This is a genomic window from Nostoc sp. DSM 114159, assembly GCF_053470285.1.
Genome location: NZ_JBPFEH010000001.1, coordinates 4259517 through 4276225, shown reverse-complemented (window position 1 = coordinate 4276225; position 16709 = coordinate 4259517). Strand labels below are relative to the sequence as shown.

10 protein-coding genes, 1 tRNA gene and 2 pseudogenes are annotated in these 16709 nt (G+C 42.2%); 8 read left to right on the top strand and 5 right to left on the bottom strand.

Going from position 1 to position 16709, the window contains the following annotated elements:
- Positions 1 to 58: 58 nt before the first annotated feature.
- From ACR5KR_RS17690 to ftsH2, 5 genes and pseudogenes are all read left to right on the top strand, one after another.
- Entirely contained in the window at positions 59 to 1573 is a 1515-nt protein-coding gene (locus tag ACR5KR_RS17690; protein ID WP_448267373.1) for a serine/threonine protein kinase, read from the top strand.
- A 110-nt stretch (positions 1574 to 1683) separates the two neighbouring features.
- Positions 1684 to 1757, top strand: a tRNA-Asp gene (locus ACR5KR_RS17685).
- Between the two features lie 132 nt (positions 1758 to 1889).
- Entirely contained in the window at positions 1890 to 3335 is a 1446-nt protein-coding gene (gene gltX / locus ACR5KR_RS17680; RefSeq protein WP_448267372.1) for a glutamate--tRNA ligase, read from the top strand.
- A gap of 351 nt (positions 3336 to 3686) precedes the next feature.
- Positions 3687 to 4181 (top strand): hypothetical protein, encoded by a 495-nt coding sequence (locus tag ACR5KR_RS17675; RefSeq protein WP_445631230.1) that lies wholly within the window; start codon positions 3687 to 3689, stop codon positions 4179 to 4181.
- A 322-nt stretch (positions 4182 to 4503) separates the two neighbouring features.
- A pseudogene (ftsH2, locus tag ACR5KR_RS17670) lies at positions 4504 to 6391 on the top strand (ATP-dependent zinc metalloprotease FtsH2).
- 150 nt (positions 6392 to 6541) lie between these two features.
- On the opposite strand, the gene rnc reads toward ftsH2, so the two are convergent.
- The 4 genes and pseudogenes from rnc to ACR5KR_RS17650 all read right to left on the bottom strand — a co-directional run bounded on the left by rnc (position 6542) and on the right by ACR5KR_RS17650 (position 9459).
- Entirely contained in the window at positions 6542 to 7228 is a 687-nt protein-coding gene (gene rnc, locus ACR5KR_RS17665; RefSeq protein WP_448267371.1) for a ribonuclease III, read from the bottom strand.
- Positions 7229 to 7325: 97 nt separating this feature from the next.
- Positions 7326 to 7562, bottom strand: coding sequence for an HNH endonuclease (locus tag ACR5KR_RS17660; protein ID WP_448267370.1), 237 nt, complete (start codon positions 7560 to 7562; stop codon positions 7326 to 7328).
- Between the two features lie 658 nt (positions 7563 to 8220).
- On the bottom strand, positions 8221 to 8829 hold the full coding sequence (locus ACR5KR_RS17655; protein WP_448267369.1) for a hypothetical protein: 609 nt from the start codon (positions 8827 to 8829) through the stop codon (positions 8221 to 8223).
- Positions 8830 to 8872: 43 nt separating this feature from the next.
- Positions 8873 to 9459: pseudogene (locus tag ACR5KR_RS17650) on the bottom strand (Uma2 family endonuclease).
- Positions 9460 to 9550: 91 nt separating this feature from the next.
- Between ACR5KR_RS17650 and bchD the strand changes: the two are divergent.
- Positions 9551 to 11575 carry a magnesium chelatase ATPase subunit D gene (gene bchD, locus ACR5KR_RS17645; protein WP_448267367.1) on the top strand — a complete coding sequence of 675 codons (2025 nt, stop codon included), beginning with the start codon at positions 9551 to 9553 and terminating at the stop codon, positions 11573 to 11575.
- 51 nt (positions 11576 to 11626) lie between these two features.
- On the opposite strand, the gene ACR5KR_RS17640 is transcribed toward bchD, so the two are convergent.
- Positions 11627 to 12412, bottom strand: coding sequence for an RNA polymerase sigma factor SigF (locus tag ACR5KR_RS17640; protein WP_445631237.1), 786 nt, complete (start codon positions 12410 to 12412; stop codon positions 11627 to 11629).
- A 506-nt stretch (positions 12413 to 12918) separates the two neighbouring features.
- Here ACR5KR_RS17640 and ACR5KR_RS17635 point away from each other — a divergent pair.
- Both ACR5KR_RS17635 and ACR5KR_RS17630 read left to right on the top strand, forming a co-directional pair.
- Positions 12919 to 13647, top strand: a complete 729-nt coding sequence (locus ACR5KR_RS17635) for a Bax inhibitor-1/YccA family protein (protein WP_448267365.1) — start codon at positions 12919 to 12921, stop codon at positions 13645 to 13647.
- 320 nt (positions 13648 to 13967) lie between these two features.
- A complete protein-coding gene (locus tag ACR5KR_RS17630) occupies positions 13968 to 16706 on the top strand; it encodes a toll/interleukin-1 receptor domain-containing protein (RefSeq protein WP_448267364.1) in 2739 nt (912 codons plus the stop codon).
- The last annotated feature ends 3 nt before the right edge of the window (positions 16707 to 16709 follow it).

Here is a 16709-nt window from a genome sequence, read left to right as displayed (position 1 = left end):
AATATTTTTATGTATTTATTGCTAACTTTCAATGGACTCAGCATCAGAGGTGAACAAAGTGAATCAGAGCTTATCTACATCTCCCAGTAGTACGGGCTTGCTTGCCAATCGTTATCAACTCAAGCAATTAATTGGCAGCGGTGGCATGGGTGAAGTTTTTTTAGCAAATGATGTTTTGTTAGGAGGTATACCAGTTGCTATCAAGTTTTTGACTCAAACTGTTGTTAATACCAAAATGCAACAAGACTTTGCTCGTGAAGCTTTAATGAGTGCAGCCTTGAGTCAAAAGAGCGTACATATAGTGCGGGCCTATGATTATGGTGTGAATGAGAAAGGAAAACCATACTACGTCATGGAATATTTATGTGGTAAGAGTTTAAAGGATTTAATTCCGCTATCTCTGCCCATGTTTTTGACTCTCTCTCGCCAAATTTGTTTGGGCTTACAGTGTGCTCATCAAGGAATTAACATTGATGGCAAAATTTGTCCGTTGGTTCATCGAGATATCAAGCCCGCTAATATATTAGTTATTCCCGATCCGATATTGGGCCAGTTAGTTAAAATTCTTGATTTTGGTATTGCTAGATTTTTGAATTATGCATCAACAGCTAGTACAAGTAGCGGATTTAATGGCACTTTACCCTACTGTTCTCCAGAACAGCTAGATGGAGAAAAATTAGATAGTCGCTCTGATATTTATAGTCTGGGTGTGATGATGTTTGAGATGCTCACAGGCAAAAAACCTTGGCAAACAGAAACTGATTACTTTGGCGCTTGGTATAAAGCACATCATTTTGAAGCACCAAACACGATCGCAGATGTTAAACCTACTATTAAAATACCTCAGAAGTTAAATAATTTAATTATGGCTTGTCTGGCTAAAAAAGCAAGCGATCGCCCTCAAAATATCGCGGAAATTTTACAAGTTTTAAACAGTCTAGAAAAGTCTAATTGTCCGAATTTACCTACAAATTTGAACTTTAAATCTTCCTTAAATTCTGCATTACCAATCACTGTAGAACAAAGCGATCGGCAACTTTTGTGGCCTCAAAATAAACCAATTCAAGAAATTGTTTTTCCCCAGCTTCTAGACACTCCCCAAGGATCTATAACAGCGCTATGGTTGATGTTGTCTAAACAAGAAATTAAAAACTATGCGGTTTCTACCCGTTATAACCAGTTTGTCTTTGTGACATCCCCTCACCCAATGTTGTTGTGGGTAACTGTACTCTATAATCAGCAATTCGCTCCTAAGTGGCTACCTTGCTACTTAGATATGCAAAATCCCCAAAATCTGAGGATGGTAAGTTTCCTGGCTGAAAATGAACAATATCCTTTGATTTTCTTTACTCTGGAAGCACCACATTCCTGCATCAAGGTTCTCAGCAGTCGCATTGAGTCAACTCAGCGGCAAATGTTAAAAACTTGGGTGCAACAAAGCCATAGTCTACCACCCACTTCTCAACCCCAATTGAGCAAACAACTATTGAAACAGCAGTATAAACAAATGCAATCCCGAATATTGCAGCATCTCGAATCAGAGCCACAGGTTGTGTTATCGCGGTCTATTTAACGTATAATTTGCACCTTGGAGATACGTAACAAAAATCATTACTAATTCCTAACTCCGAAACACTTGACAAGTAGAAAAAAAATAGTGATAATAGCAAAGTTGCCAAACAAGGGACTGTAGTTCAATTGGTTAGAGCACCGCCCTGTCACGGCGGAAGTTGCGGGTTCGAGCCCCGTCAGTCCCGTTATAAATTTATGAGTAGCGAATCACTAAACTTAGGTGATATTAGATTCTGAATTACCCAAAGAGGTTGACCCAGATTCAGGATTTAAATATAAGCTACATTTATCATGCTTTGCGAAAGAGAGAATTAACTGTGACTGTTAGAGTCCGTATTGCGCCGAGTCCAACCGGAAATTTACATATTGGTACAGCTAGAACTGCTGTATTCAACTGGTTATTTGCCCGTCACCACGGCGGTAAATTTATACTGCGAATAGAAGATACAGATTTAGAGCGATCGCGTCCCGAATACACCGACAATATTCTGGAAGGACTGCGTTGGCTAGGATTGAACTGGGATGAAGGGCCATTTTTCCAATCCCAACGCCTGGATCTTTATAAAGAAGCAGTAGAAAAACTGCTAGATCGAGGATTAGCCTATCGCTGCTACACCAGTTCTGAAGAATTAGAAGCGCTCCGAGAAGCTCAAAAAGCTAGAGGTGAAGCACCTCGCTATGACAACCGTCACCGCAACCTCACCCCAGAACAACGCGCCGCCTTTGAAGCAGAAGGTCGTTCTTCAGTAATTCGTTTCAAAATCGAAGACGATCGCGAAATTGTCTGGAACGATCTAGTTAGGGGAAAAATGTCTTGGCGAGGTAGTGATTTAGGTGGTGATATGGTCATCGCCCGCGCCTCAGAAGAGAGTAGCGGTCAACCTTTATACAACTTTGTCGTTGTAGTGGATGACATTGATATGCAAATCACCCACGTCATCCGGGGAGAAGACCACATCGCCAACACTGCCAAACAAATTCTGCTGTATGAAGCGATGGGTGCAAAAATTCCAGAGTTTTCTCACACGCCATTGATTTTGAACAGGCGAGGGCAGAAGCTTTCTAAGCGAGATGGCGTCACTTCCATTTCTGAATTTCAGAAAATGGGCTTTACTGCTGAAGGCTTGGTAAATTACATGACATTGCTGGGTTGGTCGCCACCAGACTCGACGCAAGAAATATTTACCTTAGAAACAGCAGCTAAAGAATTTGGCTTTGAGCGTGTAAATAAAGCAGGTGCAAAGTTTGACTGGGACAAGCTGGATTGGTTGAACAGTCAGTATATCCACAATACTCCAGTAGATAAACTCACAGATTTACTCATTCCCTTTTGGCAAGCGGCTGGCTATAAATTTGATGGTGGAAGAGATCGCCCCTGGTTAGAACAGCTAGTAACTTTAATTAGCCAGAGTTTGACTCGCCTGGTAGATGCAGTACCTCAAAGCCAACTGTTTTTTAGCGATGCAGTTGAATTTAGCGATGAAGGCAGTACACAACTGAAGCAAGAAGGTTCAGCAGCTGTTCTGGAAGCGATTGTCACAGCTTTAGACAATCAGCCGCAACTGTCAGAAGCCGTCGCCCAGGAGATTATTAAACAAGTGGTCAAAGAGCAGAAAGTCAAAAAAGGCTTAGTAATGCGATCGCTTAGAGCAGCTTTAACTGGAGATGTTCATGGCCCCGACTTAATCCAATCTTGGTTACTACTAAATCAGATTGGTTTAGATAAACCGCGCTTAAGTCAGGCTATAACAAAAGCTAAGTAGCGATTACTTGCAGATTTTATAAATATTTGAGATTTTAGGGGCGCACAAACGTGTGCCCCTATCCATAAGAGACCTCTTGGCATTTGTGCCAAATGCCAAGAGATCGGGAAATGGGGAAAGGTTAAAGGGGAATGTTAATTCTATCCCTTTTCCCTTTAACCCTTACCCTTTACCCGACAAATGCCAAGAAGTCTAAGGTAGAGCAACTAAAAGAACAAGAAATCATTGACTAATTACTAATGAATTATCCCCAATTCTAAATCTAAAATAGGTAGTCAATTCTTCTCATGTTGGGAACTTGGTGTGTAAAATTCATGTCTTCAAAAACACTTAGAAGCGAACGTAATTACAATGCCGACAAAAGCGCTCAATAGAGGGATGAGATTATCGTTCATGATAGTTACGCTCTTCATCATATCGACAGTTAACGCTGCGGTTGATGCTCAGGAAGCGCCAACGATATTTGGAGATGTCACCCTTAGCCCTCAGTTTTCCCCAGACCCTCTGACAGTTCGCGGGATGAGTGGTGGTTCAATATCTGGGAGTCAAGTAGGTGGAAGAAGCGAAACAGCCACTGGCCCTTGTACGGGATTTGTGGATGAAACACCAGACCACACATTAGCGTTAACAAGTAAATTTGACTACCTAAAGCTGCAAGTGCAAAGTCCAGAAGACACCACCATGATTATTAAAGGGCCCGGTGGTACTTGGTGCAATGACGATTTTGATGGCAAAAATGCTGGCATTGTTGGTGAATGGCTAGCTGGAAGTTACCAAATTTGGGTTGGTTCTTACGAAAAAGGCAAGTATCTTCCTTACACTCTCAAAATTACAGAAGTAAAGTAGGGCACAAGAGGCAGAGGGGCAGAGGGGCAGAGGGACAGAGGGGAAGGACTTACTGCAACTTCTCCTCTGCCCCCCTGCTCCCCATCTCCCCTGCTTCCCCTTTATTTTCTCGTGCGATATTGTATTAAAATTAAGTTAACTTTGATTAAGATTCTTGTTGGCATCGCCATAATGCTCTAATCGCCTTATGGCAGTGCATCTAAGAGATCGAATTAAACAAAATGGATTTATAAACATCCGTTTAACAGCTTAAAGTGACAGAGTGATGAACATTCGGTTACTAGAGCTAACAAGTTGTATAGGCATCTAGAGGCAAATTAAAATGAAATTCTCTTGGAAAGTCGTAGCACTCTGGACGTTGCCGGCTTTGGTAATTGGCTTTTTCTTCTGGCAAGGAGCGTTTGCAGGCGCACCTGCTGACATGAGTAAGAATGCAGCCAATACCCGCATGACTTACGGTCGCTTTCTAGAATACTTGGACAGCGATCGCGTCACCAGCGTGGATCTGTACGAAGGCGGTAGGACAGCAATTATAGAAGCCCGCGATCCAGACCTGGAAAATCGTGTCCAAAGGTGGCGTGTGGATTTGCCTGTTAACGCTCCTGAGTTAATTAGCAAGCTCAAAGAGAAAGCCATTAGTTTTGATGCTCACCCCATGCGGAATGATGGCGCAATTTGGGGATTGTTGGGCAATCTCATCTTTCCAGTTTTATTGATTACTGGGCTGTTCTTTTTGTTCCGGCGTTCTAGCAACCTCCCCGGCGGCCCGGGTCAAGCAATGAACTTTGGCAAATCTAAAGCGCGTTTCCAAATGGAGGCTAAAACCGGCGTCAAATTTGACGACGTAGCCGGAATCGAAGAAGCTAAAGAAGAACTACAAGAAGTCGTCACCTTCCTGAAGCAGCCAGAAAGATTTACGGCTGTGGGCGCACGGATTCCCAAGGGAGTGCTGTTAGTTGGGCCTCCGGGAACTGGTAAAACTTTATTAGCAAAAGCGATCGCAGGTGAAGCAGGCGTACCTTTCTTCAGTATTTCCGGTTCGGAATTTGTGGAAATGTTCGTTGGTGTAGGTGCATCCCGCGTCCGCGACTTGTTCAAGAAAGCTAAAGACAACGCCCCCTGTATCATCTTCATCGATGAAATCGACGCCGTAGGACGGCAACGGGGCGCTGGTATCGGCGGCGGTAACGACGAGAGAGAGCAAACCCTCAACCAATTGCTCACCGAAATGGACGGGTTTGAAGGTAACACAGGCATCATTATTATTGCTGCTACCAACCGCCCCGACGTACTAGACTCAGCCTTGTTGCGTCCCGGTCGCTTTGACCGCCAAGTAACAGTCGATGCACCCGATATCAAAGGGCGTTTGGAAATCTTGCAAGTCCATGCGCGGAACAAGAAATTAGATCCTAGTGTATCTTTAGATGCGATCGCTCGCCGCACTCCTGGATTCACTGGTGCTGACTTAGCCAACTTACTCAACGAAGCAGCAATTCTCACTGCTAGAAGACGCAAAGAAGCCATCACCCTCCGCGAAATTGATGATGCGGTGGAATCGGGTAGTTGCAGGGATGGAAGGCACTCCCTTGGTAGACAGCAAGAGCAAGCGCTTAATTGCTTACCACGAAATTGGACACGCCTTAGTGGGGACTTTGTTAAAAGACCATGACCCAGTACAGAAAGTTACCTTAATCCCACGGGGACAAGCACAGGGTTTAACTTGGTTTACACCCAACGAAGAACAGGGGTTAATTTCCCGTTCCCAGTTGAAAGCTAGAATTACTGGTGCTTTGGGTGGTCGCGCCGCTGAAGAGGTGATTTTTGGCGCTGCGGAAGTTACCACTGGCGCTGGTGGAGACTTGCAGCAGTTATCGGGAATGGCGCGGCAAATGGTAACTCGTTTCGGGATGTCCGACTTAGGTCCATTGTCCTTAGAAAGCCAGCAGGGAGAAGTATTCTTGGGTCGTGACTGGACAACCCGATCTGAGTATTCTGAATCTATTGCTTCCCGCATCGATGGACAAGTCAAGGAAATTGTTGAGCAGTGCTACGACAATGCTAAGAAGATCATCCGCGACCATCGCACTGTCACCGATCGCTTAGTAGATTTGCTCATTGAAAAAGAAACCATTGATGGCGAAGAATTCCGCCAGATTGTAGCTGAGTACACTGAAGTACCTGAGAAGCAACAGTACGTACCGCAACTGTAATAGTTGACTCTTTTCTGATACCATCAGGAAAAAAGTAAAGTAACAAAAAGTAAAATGAGGATGGCGTATACCATCCTCATTTTTTTGCAATTTTTTAGTGTTAGGAAGATTCTAATTTGAAAATTCTCATAATTTATAAACCCCTAAACTCTACAACCAACCTTGTTTTTTCAACTTAGCTAGCGCATCTTCCGCAGCAGCTTTTTCTGCATCTTTTTTATTGCGTCCCTTACCTTCTCCATAAATTTTTTCATCCACCAATACTTTGGCTATAAATTCTGGCGCATGAGAAGGGCCTCCTATTTGGTCTGTGAAATATTTGGGGGGATTTGGAGTAACATTGCGTTGCACCCATTCTTGAAAGCGATTTTTTGAGTCTACATTAGAACGAGATACAATTATATGCTTAGGATCTACAGAATCAAATAGTGGTTCTATAATTTCGCGAACTGTTTCGATATTGGAATCACGATCCAAATAGTAAGCACCAAGAACTGCTTCAAAGGTGCTACTGAGCAAATTAGGATTTTGGTAGCCTCCGTCTCGAATTGCGCCTTTTCCTAACCGCATCCTAAAGTCTAAACCTACCTCTTCAGCGAACTTTGCCAGTTGCTTTTCATCTACAAGCGCCGAACGGCGCCGGGTTAATTCATCTTCTCCCATTTCTGCATGACGACTATAGAGATATTCACCACTTAAGAAATTCAGCAAAGCATCACCAAGAAACTCTAGGCGTTCGTTGTGTTCGCCTTCTCCGGGATTTTCATGCACATAAGAACGGTGGGTAAGCGCACGGCGTAAAAGTTTTTCATCATGGAATATTAGAAGTTTGTGCATTTTGATTTTTTCCTCTTTTTGGTAGTTAATTCAATGGAAAAGGCGGACAAGATGCCCACCTTCTAAGATCAGAGCCTTAATAAAATTAAGATGCTACCTAGAAACAGTTATTCTCTCTCCGGAGAGGCGGATAGAGACTGTTTCCGCGAGAATTGTTACATTGAAAGCAAGAAAGTCGTAAGTTTTCAAAAGAATTAGAACCGCCACGACTCTTAGGTAAAAGGTGATCAAATGTCAGATTTGCTTGTGGGATATTTTGACGACACCACCAACAGCAAGAACCATAAAAATCAATGAGTTGCTGCTTCTTATTACGTTTTTGTTTGGGATTCATTTTTTCGATGTTCCATTTCGCTTATTGTTTGGAACAGCATTGAAATATTAGGCATCTACAAGTAACGAATTTCTGTAGAGAGAATTAAGAAAAAATTAATTTGTCTATACAAAAAATTTCCTATGTACGCTTTCGTTTGGTTCAAGTCTCAGCCGTAGAACTCCTGGCTTCCTACCAAGTTTCGCGTCATCCTTTCCCCTGAACATTCATCCAAACATCTTGTCTTACCGTTGAAAGTCTAGTCAATCAGTTGACCTGACATTGGACTGAATACTCAGCCGAAGGGATGACACGAAGCTCGGCAGGAAACTAGGAATTCTGCTGCTGAGACAACACCAAAAACTTGCGCTTTAAAATGCGGTTATTTTGCTGTCTTATATACATAATCATATAACTAAATGCTGGATGTCAATAATTTATTTATGAAGATTTCGTAAAAGCATAGAAGTGTAACGGTTTGTCGTAAGATATCGCTTGCCATTCATCAGTTTTAAAAATCATCTATAGTATTCTTTCAAAACTACCATTTATTTAAAAAATATCTTATTTAATCAGGACTTACGCAAAAAATAGCCAAAAAGCTTAATTTATCGAACCGCCAAGAAATCAAAAACGCCAAGAGTTCGTAGAGTTTGTGTAGGTCCTATTAATAAATAATTTACAGTTGACTTTGCGCGATCGCACTATACAAAATACCTAAAATTTTCTTAATATCCTTAATATAATATTCACTCAAGTCAATCGAAACTACATTACCTTCAAGCTTGAGAAATTGCCAGATAGTACCGATAGTAACAGCACCATATATAGCTTTTATTTGATTTCCACCTCTCTCGTTAAATAACTGAGCAGCTACCATTTCGGCAATACATTGCGCTAAACCAGACCTCAAATTTTCATTTTTACTTTCTACTAGGACAATCACCGGACTTCGTACAAGCAACTGCTCCGAAGAAAGACTCAAAATAAAATCACAAAATCCGTTTAATCCTCGCTGGCTATCAACAGTGAAATCAACTCCAGAAAAAAAGCTTATTTCATAATTAAATTTGCGTCTAATTTCTAATAATATTGGACTAATTATCATTTCACTACGAGCCTTTTCCGAGCTGATTGCTACTGCTAAATCAATATTTTCACTCAGAATAGTAGATAATAAATCACTACATTCTTGCTCCGGTACATTTGCGAATAGTCCAGATGACTCGTGGATAACTAACCCAAAAAAATCAATAACTTCAATAAGTTTAAAATCACTATAAGCCATAAAACTTACTCCTTTGTCTTATGACTGAATTCTATAACAAAATTTAAAAATTCAGCTTTGGCGGAAACACCTTAGCTAAATCAGGAGATAAATCAGTGAAACAGGGGAAATTTATTATCTCATTTAACAAGAAAATTCGCTTATTTGAATAACCATATCTGCCTTGATTATCCTGATATGGTTTACTGTAAACTTCCAAATAATTATCGGGTAAATTGAATATCAAATAATTAGTAATACCAGCTTTAGCATAGAGAGGCATTTTAACATCTTGGTCATAAGCTAAAGAAGAATCTGAAACCTCCATTCCCAAAAGCACATCAGCAGGTTTAGGATGACCAGATAGATAATTATCATCTCGGTTTTGAAGAATAGCAAAATCCGTTTCAGGTTCACTATTCGGTGGCAAAGCAATCGGAGCTTGAGATTGCAAAGTTGCCCTATCACCTACAATTTTCGGAAGTTCTCGTAACAAGTTTCGCAAACAAGTTTCATCAGCCGTACCCTTGGATGCCATTTCAATAATTTCCCCATTAATTAATTCAATATGGTCATATTCATGGAAAAGCCCAATTCTCCAAGCTTGTGGTATTCATCCAGTATGAAGCGTTTAGCCTGAGCAATACTCATAACCTTACCTTTGATCTCATTGCCATAATCCTTATTCTAAATGTGTCAGAAATTGGTATGCTAAAGGCCGAGACTCGCTATTGAAAAAACAATGCCTGCGCCTACTATCAATCCCACCATCACTGCCTTTCCCTTGACTGCCGTAGTCGGTCAAGAAGCAATTAAATTAGCCTTGCTTTTAGCAGCAGTCGATCCTGGTTTGGGAGGAGTAGCGATCGCAGGTCGTCGCGGTACGGCAAAATCTGTAATGGCTCGTGCTATCCACGCTCTACTACCGCCGATTGAAGTTGTCAAAGGTTCAATTAGTAATTGTGACCCCAACTACCCAGAAGAATGGGACGATCAACTTTTGGCGGAGTACGCAGACAAAGATATTCAAGATGTTCCCGTCGAAATTATCCCCGCGCCTTTTTTGCAAATTCCTCTAGGTATCACCGAAGACCGACTCCTCGGTTCAGTAGATGTTGAAAAGTCGGTAAAGCAAGGTGATACTATTTTTCAGCCTGGATTACTCGCTACAGCAAACCGGGGTGTACTGTACGTAGACGAAATTAATTTATTAGATGACCAAATATCAAATCAGCTTTTAACAGTATTATCTGAGGGACGCAACCAGATTGAACGAGAAGGGATTAGTTTTCAGCATCCGTGTAAATCCCTGTTTATTGCTACCTATAATCCAGAAGAAGGTGGATTACGAGAGCATTTGCTAGATAGAATTGCGATCGCCCTCTCTGCTGACGGTGTACTCGGCTTAGATCAAAGAGTAGAAGCAGTGGATCAAGCGATCGCTTATTCTAAATCTCCTCAAGACTTCCTCCAACAGTACAACGAAGATTTAGACTCACTCAAAACCCAAATCATCTTGGCGCGGGAATGGCTCAAAGAAGTAATCATCACCCATGAACAAATTGCCTATTTAGTGGATGAGTCCATTCGCGGAGGAGTTCAAGGACATCGCGCCGAGTTATTCGCCACGCGGGTTGCCAAGGCCGCCGCAGCTTTAGAGGGACGAACAACAGTTAATGCCGAAGATTTGCGCCGTGCAGTGGAACTGGTAATTGTACCACGCGCCACAGTTGTGCAGACACCACCACCAGATCAAGCACCACCTCCGCCTCCGCCTCCACCACAGAATCAAGAAGAACCTCCAGACGAATCTGAAGAGGAAGAACAAGAAGAACAGGAAGAAAATCAAGAGCAAGAACCTCCCAGCATCCCGGAAGAGTTTATTTTTGATCCGGAAGGGGTAATTCTTGATGACAGCGTGCTTTACTTTACTCAAATGGCGAAGCGGCAAGGTAAATCTGGTAGTCGCAGTGTCATTTTCTCTGATGACAGGGGACGCTACATTAAGCCGATGTTACCCAAGGGGAAAGCGCGACGCATTGCAGTAGATGCTACCTTGAGAGCAGCGTCTCCTTATCAAAAAGCGCGAAGAGAAAGACAACCAGATAGAAAAGTTATTGTCGAACAAGCTGATATTCGTTCAAAACGCCTGGTACGTAAAGCTGGGGCGTTGGTAGTATTTGTGGTAGATGCTTCTGGCTCAATGGCACTGAATCGAATGCAATCAGCTAAAGGTGCGGTAATGCAACTGTTGACAGAAGCTTATCAAAACCGCGACCAAATAGCATTAATTCCCTTCCGAGGAGAACAGGCCGAGGTATTATTGCCTCCAACACGTTCTATTGCTTTGGCGCGTAACCGTTTGGAAAGGTTGCCCTGTGGCGGGGGTTCGCCCTTAGCACATGGTTTAACTCAGGCTGTGCGCGTCGGCTTAAATGCTCAGATAAGTGGAGATATTGGGCAAGTTGTCCTTGTAGCAATCACCGATGGGCGAGGTAATATTCCTTTAGCGCGTTCTTTGGGCGAACAGCTAGAACCAGGAGAAAAGCCAGATATCAAAGGAGAATTATTAGAAATTGCTGCAAAAATCCGTGCTTTGGGAATGCAACTATTAGTAATTGATACAGAAAGTAAATTTGTGTCTACTGGGTTTGCTAAAGAATTATCGCAAACAGCAGGCGGTAAATATTATCATTTGCCGAAAGCGACAGATCGAGCTATTGCTGCTATGACCAAAGGTGCGATCGCTGATTTAAAATCTAGATAATTTGTCATTTGTCATTAGTCATTAGTCATTGGATTTTTGACTTAGCTATGACTACGATCCAGTGGGCATTACTTGTGGTTGTAAATAGCAAATCAAATCTTGAATTCCCTTTTGCAGATAGCGCGTTACTGTCATTGGACTAGTACCAATGTTCTTAGCAGCATCCTTGCGAGAAAGTTCCTTCAAAAATACCATTTCAACTGCCATGCGGGGCTTTTCTTCCAACATATTGATTGCGCCTTGCAGTTGTTGGCGTTCTTCTTCTTGTTGCAGAAGCACATGAGAACGAGGACAAGGAAGTGCCTCACCCAAGGTTATTTGACAATCAACATAGTTAACTGCGGTTGCATCTAAACTCAAAGGCATCCGGTTTTGAGCAGCTAATTTGGTTTCTTGCCACTCTTGTACAGATACCCGAAGTTGGCTGGCAATTTCAGCATCCTTGGGCGGGCGACCTAAAGACATTGACAAATCCTTGCGAATCTTTTGTCCTTCATTGTATAATTCTTGCCAACGACGGGGAATTTTTAATAAAGTACTGCGATCGCGCAAAAAGTGTAGCATCTCACCGCGAATATATGGCACTGCAAAGGAACTAAAAGCATATCCTTGGCTAGGATCGAAACGCTCAATAGCCCTAATCAAACCAAAATACCCAATTTGTTCTAAATCTTCATAAGGTTCATTGCATTGATGGCTGAATTTATGAGCCATTTTCCGTACTAAGCCAGTATGTAACTGTACAAGTTTATTACGAAGTTTAATAGAAGGATTCTGGTGGTACAAGTGCAATAATTCTATACCATCAGTTCGTAAAGAGGACTCACTTGTTGCCATATAAATTACCTTTGTTGTAACTCCTATTCCTGAGAAAATGGAGCTGCGTATATTTTCTTCTAAGCTGTTATTATTTTGCTGAGTCAGGGAAGAATAAGCCATCGTCGTTTCACTGAACTTGTTAGGGGTCTAACTCTACAATTCAGTATTTGTACGCATGATTTTGCGAACCCCTCTATTACAGGTGATTTTTGCTTTTATATAACTGTTGAGTGGTAAATAATCTTTAGCTTTTGCAACAAAAACTAGCTATTTATGCTGAACAATGCATTCCTGACCTCATATCTATCAGTCATACTGAGTGCAAGTATAGGAATCCGCTTTGATTGGGAGAAATTATTTGCGTAAGGAGGGAACAGGGAAGAGGGAATAAAAGTATACTGAGTTTTTTCACGCAATCAAATACGCTTCAGATTTGACAACTATATTAAATCCTTGGCTGTTAACCACAAAGATTGGTAACAATAGGAATAAGCAGAACGTTTCCTAAAAAACAGTTTTTCAATATGAGCAATACCAGTAATTTTCGTGAAGCTATCCGTGAGGCTAAATCTCACGCTCTTGTTGGTCCAAACGTGATTGCCAACGCCCTCCCCTACGTCGGTGGTGGATTGGTGCTAACGGCATTAGGAACCTACGGCGGTTTGGGAATTATCCGTACTAACCCCGAAATATTCTTTCCCACCTTCATTGGTGCGGTGATTTTGGAGTTAATCTTGTTTTTTGTTGCCCAAAATGTTGCCCAAAAAGGTAATAAGGGTCTTGCACTACCCCTGTTGGCAACCTACAGCCTCTTGTCTGGATATACTCTCAGTGGCTTGGTATTTGTCGCCTTGAGATCCCAAGGTGTTGGCATTCAAGGCATTGGTTTGGCTGCCCTTGGTTGTGGTGTCACCTTTATTGCTGCCCGTCAAATTGGTTCTAATCTTTCTGAACAAGACGGTATGGCTTTGACGAAAACCATCAATCTTGGTGTCATTGCCTTGGTGGTTGTGTGCCTTGCCCAATTCGGATTTGCCATGTTTGGTGTTTACACGCCAAATTGGTTAGAAATCGCCATCTCCGGTTTAGGAGTATTTCTGTTTGTTGGCGTTTCTGTTGTCGATTTTTACATCTTGCCCCGCACTTACAACGATGACCAATATCTGCCTGCTGCTTTGTCGATGTACCTTACTTACATCAACTTGTTTGTCTTTATCTTGCGGTTGCTAATTGCCATCAATGGTCGTGATTAATTACCTGTAGGCACTAACAAAAGTAAAGTTCTATAAAGCAAAAACCGTGGTTAAATTTTTAGCAACCACGGTTTTTTCATCGTTTTAATTTCCAACTGCCCTTTTAACCTTAGGTTGACACCATTAACACATGTGCAGACCTACAGGGAATTGTGGTTCGAATAGATAATAAAAAAGGTTATAGTGAAAATTTGTGGAATATTTTATCATATATAAAATTTGCATTCAATTAATTCTTTTTCCGAAGGATATAGATTTTTTTCAAAAACAGGATAAAAGTAGTATTTTATCCAAGTGTTATTAAGTATTTATAGCATTATATGGCTGAGGCGTTTATTTCCTACTCCCGCAAGGATAAAGAGTTCGTCAAAAGGCTTTATGAAGCACTCAAGCAACATAAGCGAGATATCTGGGTGGACTGGGAGGATATTCCGTTCACGGCAGATTGGCGGAAAGAAATTTATGAAGGAATTGAAGGCGCTGATAATTTTATCTTTATTATTAGTCTGAATTCAGTCACTTCTAAAGTCTGCGGTGAAGAGATTGCATATGCCCTCAAGCATAATAAACGTTTAGTGCCAATCGTGTTGCAGAATGTTAAGGGTGTTCATCCCGAATTAGCCAAAATTAACTATATTTTCTTCCAAGAAAGTAATAATTTTGAGCAAGCCTTGCAATCATTACTCAAAGCACTCGATACTGATCTAGCTTATGTTAAACAGCATACCCGCTTACTCGTGCAAGCCTTGGAGTGGGATCGGAAAAAACGCAACAATAGTTACTTACTACAAGGTAGTGAACTAGAAGAAGCAGAGCAATGGTTCACCCAAGGAGCAGGGAAAGAACCCTCGATCGCACCACTCCAACAAGAGTACATCGGCGAAAGTCGTAAAGCCCAGAGAGTACGTCACAGAACAAGATTTATTGCTCTGACATCAGGATTTGTAGTTTCAACAGGATTGGCTATTGTTGCTGGAATAGGGTGGAATGTAGCTATTAATCAACGGATAGCAGCACAAAAATCGGAACTCCGAGCCTTGATTTCAGCATCAGACGCACGTTTTACCTCGAATAGAAATACGATTGATGCCCTGATAGAAGGTTTAAAAGCCGGCAAGCAACTCAAAGAACTAGATACAGCCAAAGTCAACATTCCAAATCAAGAACGGGCGGAAGTTATGACTGTGCTAGGGCAGGCTCTTTACTGGGTAAGAGAGCGCTCACGCCTTCAAGGACACAGCGATTATATCAAAAGCGTTAGTTTTAGTCCCGATGGAGAAGCGATCGCTACCGCTAGTGGAGACAAAACAGTGAAACTTTGGAACAAACAGGGTCGTTTGCTGAATACTTTAAAAGGGCATCAAGATCAAGTTGTCAGTACAAGTTTCAGCCCCGACAGTCAAATCCTTGCTTCTGCCAGTTTAGACGGAATAGTGAAACTCTGGAAAGATGGCAAGGAACTTAAAACCTTTAAAAAGCTGAATACTAGAATTCGGGCTGTGAGTTTCAGTCATGATGGCAAGACCCTTGCTTCTGGTGGTGACGACAACATCGTGAGACTTTGGAACATACAGGGTCAGGAACTCAAAATGCTCAACAGGCATACAGACCCAGTCTATAGTTTGAGTTTCAGCCGTGACGATCGGATACTAGCCTCTGCCAGTTTTGATAGAACGGTGAAACTGTGGAACAAAGACGGTAGGGAATTTAAGACCTTAGAAGGACATAACGATACAGTCACTAGCGTGAGTTTCAGTTCTGACAATACCCTCGCCTCTGCTGGTTATGACGGAACGGTGAAACTTTGGAATACTGATGGAAAAATGCTTTCACCTATTAACACGTCAAAAGTACAAAGTAGTCCCATCAACAGCATCAGTTTCAGTCCTGATGGTCAGACCCTTGCCACGGCTAATGAGGATAACAGCGTGACGCTGTGGCAGAGAAATGGCCAGAAACTTACTACTTTTACAGGACATAGTGGTGAAGTTAAGAGCGTGAGTTTCAGTCTGGATGGTCGTACTCTTGCATCTGCTAGTCAAGATCGGACAGTGAAACTATGGCAAATTGACAGCCCTTGGCAAACTATTCTTATTGGGCATCAGGCTGGTGTCAATCGCGTCAACTTCTCACTCGACGGGAAAGCGATCGCTACCGCCAGTGATGACGGAACGGTGAAACTCTGGAATCAGCAAGGTAAGCAGATTAAATCGCTGAAGATTAATGAATACAACATCTGGGATGTGAATTTTAGCCCAGATGGTCAAATAATTGCTGCTGTCAGTTCTGACGAAGGGGTGGTAAGACTGTGGAATCGGCAGGGTAAACTGCTTAAGACTTTAAAGCATAGCGATCGCATTCGCATTCATAGCGTGAGTTTCAGCCCAGACGGCAAAACAATTGCCACTGCTGGTCAAGATAGAACAGTAAAACTCTGGAATCGCCAGGGTCAGTTAATTAACACCCTAAACCATAGCGCTACTGTCTATAACGTCACTTTTAGTCCAGACGGCAAAATAATTGCCACTGGTAGTAATGACGGGATAGTGAAACTCTGGAATCGGCAAGGTCAGCCGTTTAACACCATCAACCATAATGCTGCTGTCTACAGCGTCAGTTTTAGCCCTGATAGTCAGACCCTTGCCAGTGCTGGTGCAGATAATAAAGTAAAACTTTGGCAGCTTAACGGTCGGGCGATCGGCAGTCTTGATGGGCATAGTGCAGCTATCTGGCAAGTAACTTTCAGTCCTGACAGTCAGATGATTGCCACTGCTAGTGATGACAAAACAGTGAAACTTTGGCACAGAGACGGGACTTTGATTATTACTCTTACTGGTCATAGTGGTGAAGTCAATAGGATCAGTTTCAGCCCTGATGGTAAGACTCTCGTTTCTGGCAGTAAAGATGGTACAGCTATTTTGTGGAATGTAGAAAATCTCACCCTAGATAATTTGATGGGGCGTGGGTGCAATTGGCTGCATGATTATCTAGCGAATAATTCTCAGGGTCAAAGCGATCGCTATCTTTGTGATGGAGTTAAAACTCCGAATAAATCCTGATTT

Coding starts and splice junctions, on each gene's coding strand:
- bchD (WP_448267367.1), top strand. CDS start 9,551: ATGCCTGCGCCTACTATCAATCCCACCATCACTGCCTTTCCCTTGACT.
- ACR5KR_RS17675 (WP_445631230.1), top strand. CDS start 3,687: ATGCCGACAAAAGCGCTCAATAGAGGGATGAGATTATCGTTCATGATA.
- ACR5KR_RS17635 (WP_448267365.1), top strand. CDS start 12,919: ATGAGCAATACCAGTAATTTTCGTGAAGCTATCCGTGAGGCTAAATCT.
- ACR5KR_RS17655 (WP_448267369.1), bottom strand. CDS start 8,829: ATGGCTTATAGTGATTTTAAACTTATTGAAGTTATTGATTTTTTTGGG.
- rnc (WP_448267371.1), bottom strand. CDS start 7,228: ATGCACAAACTTCTAATATTCCATGATGAAAAACTTTTACGCCGTGCG.
- ACR5KR_RS17640 (WP_445631237.1), bottom strand. CDS start 12,412: ATGGCAACAAGTGAGTCCTCTTTACGAACTGATGGTATAGAATTATTG.
- ACR5KR_RS17660 (WP_448267370.1), bottom strand. CDS start 7,562: ATGAATCCCAAACAAAAACGTAATAAGAAGCAGCAACTCATTGATTTT.
- ACR5KR_RS17630 (WP_448267364.1), top strand. CDS start 13,968: ATGGCTGAGGCGTTTATTTCCTACTCCCGCAAGGATAAAGAGTTCGTC.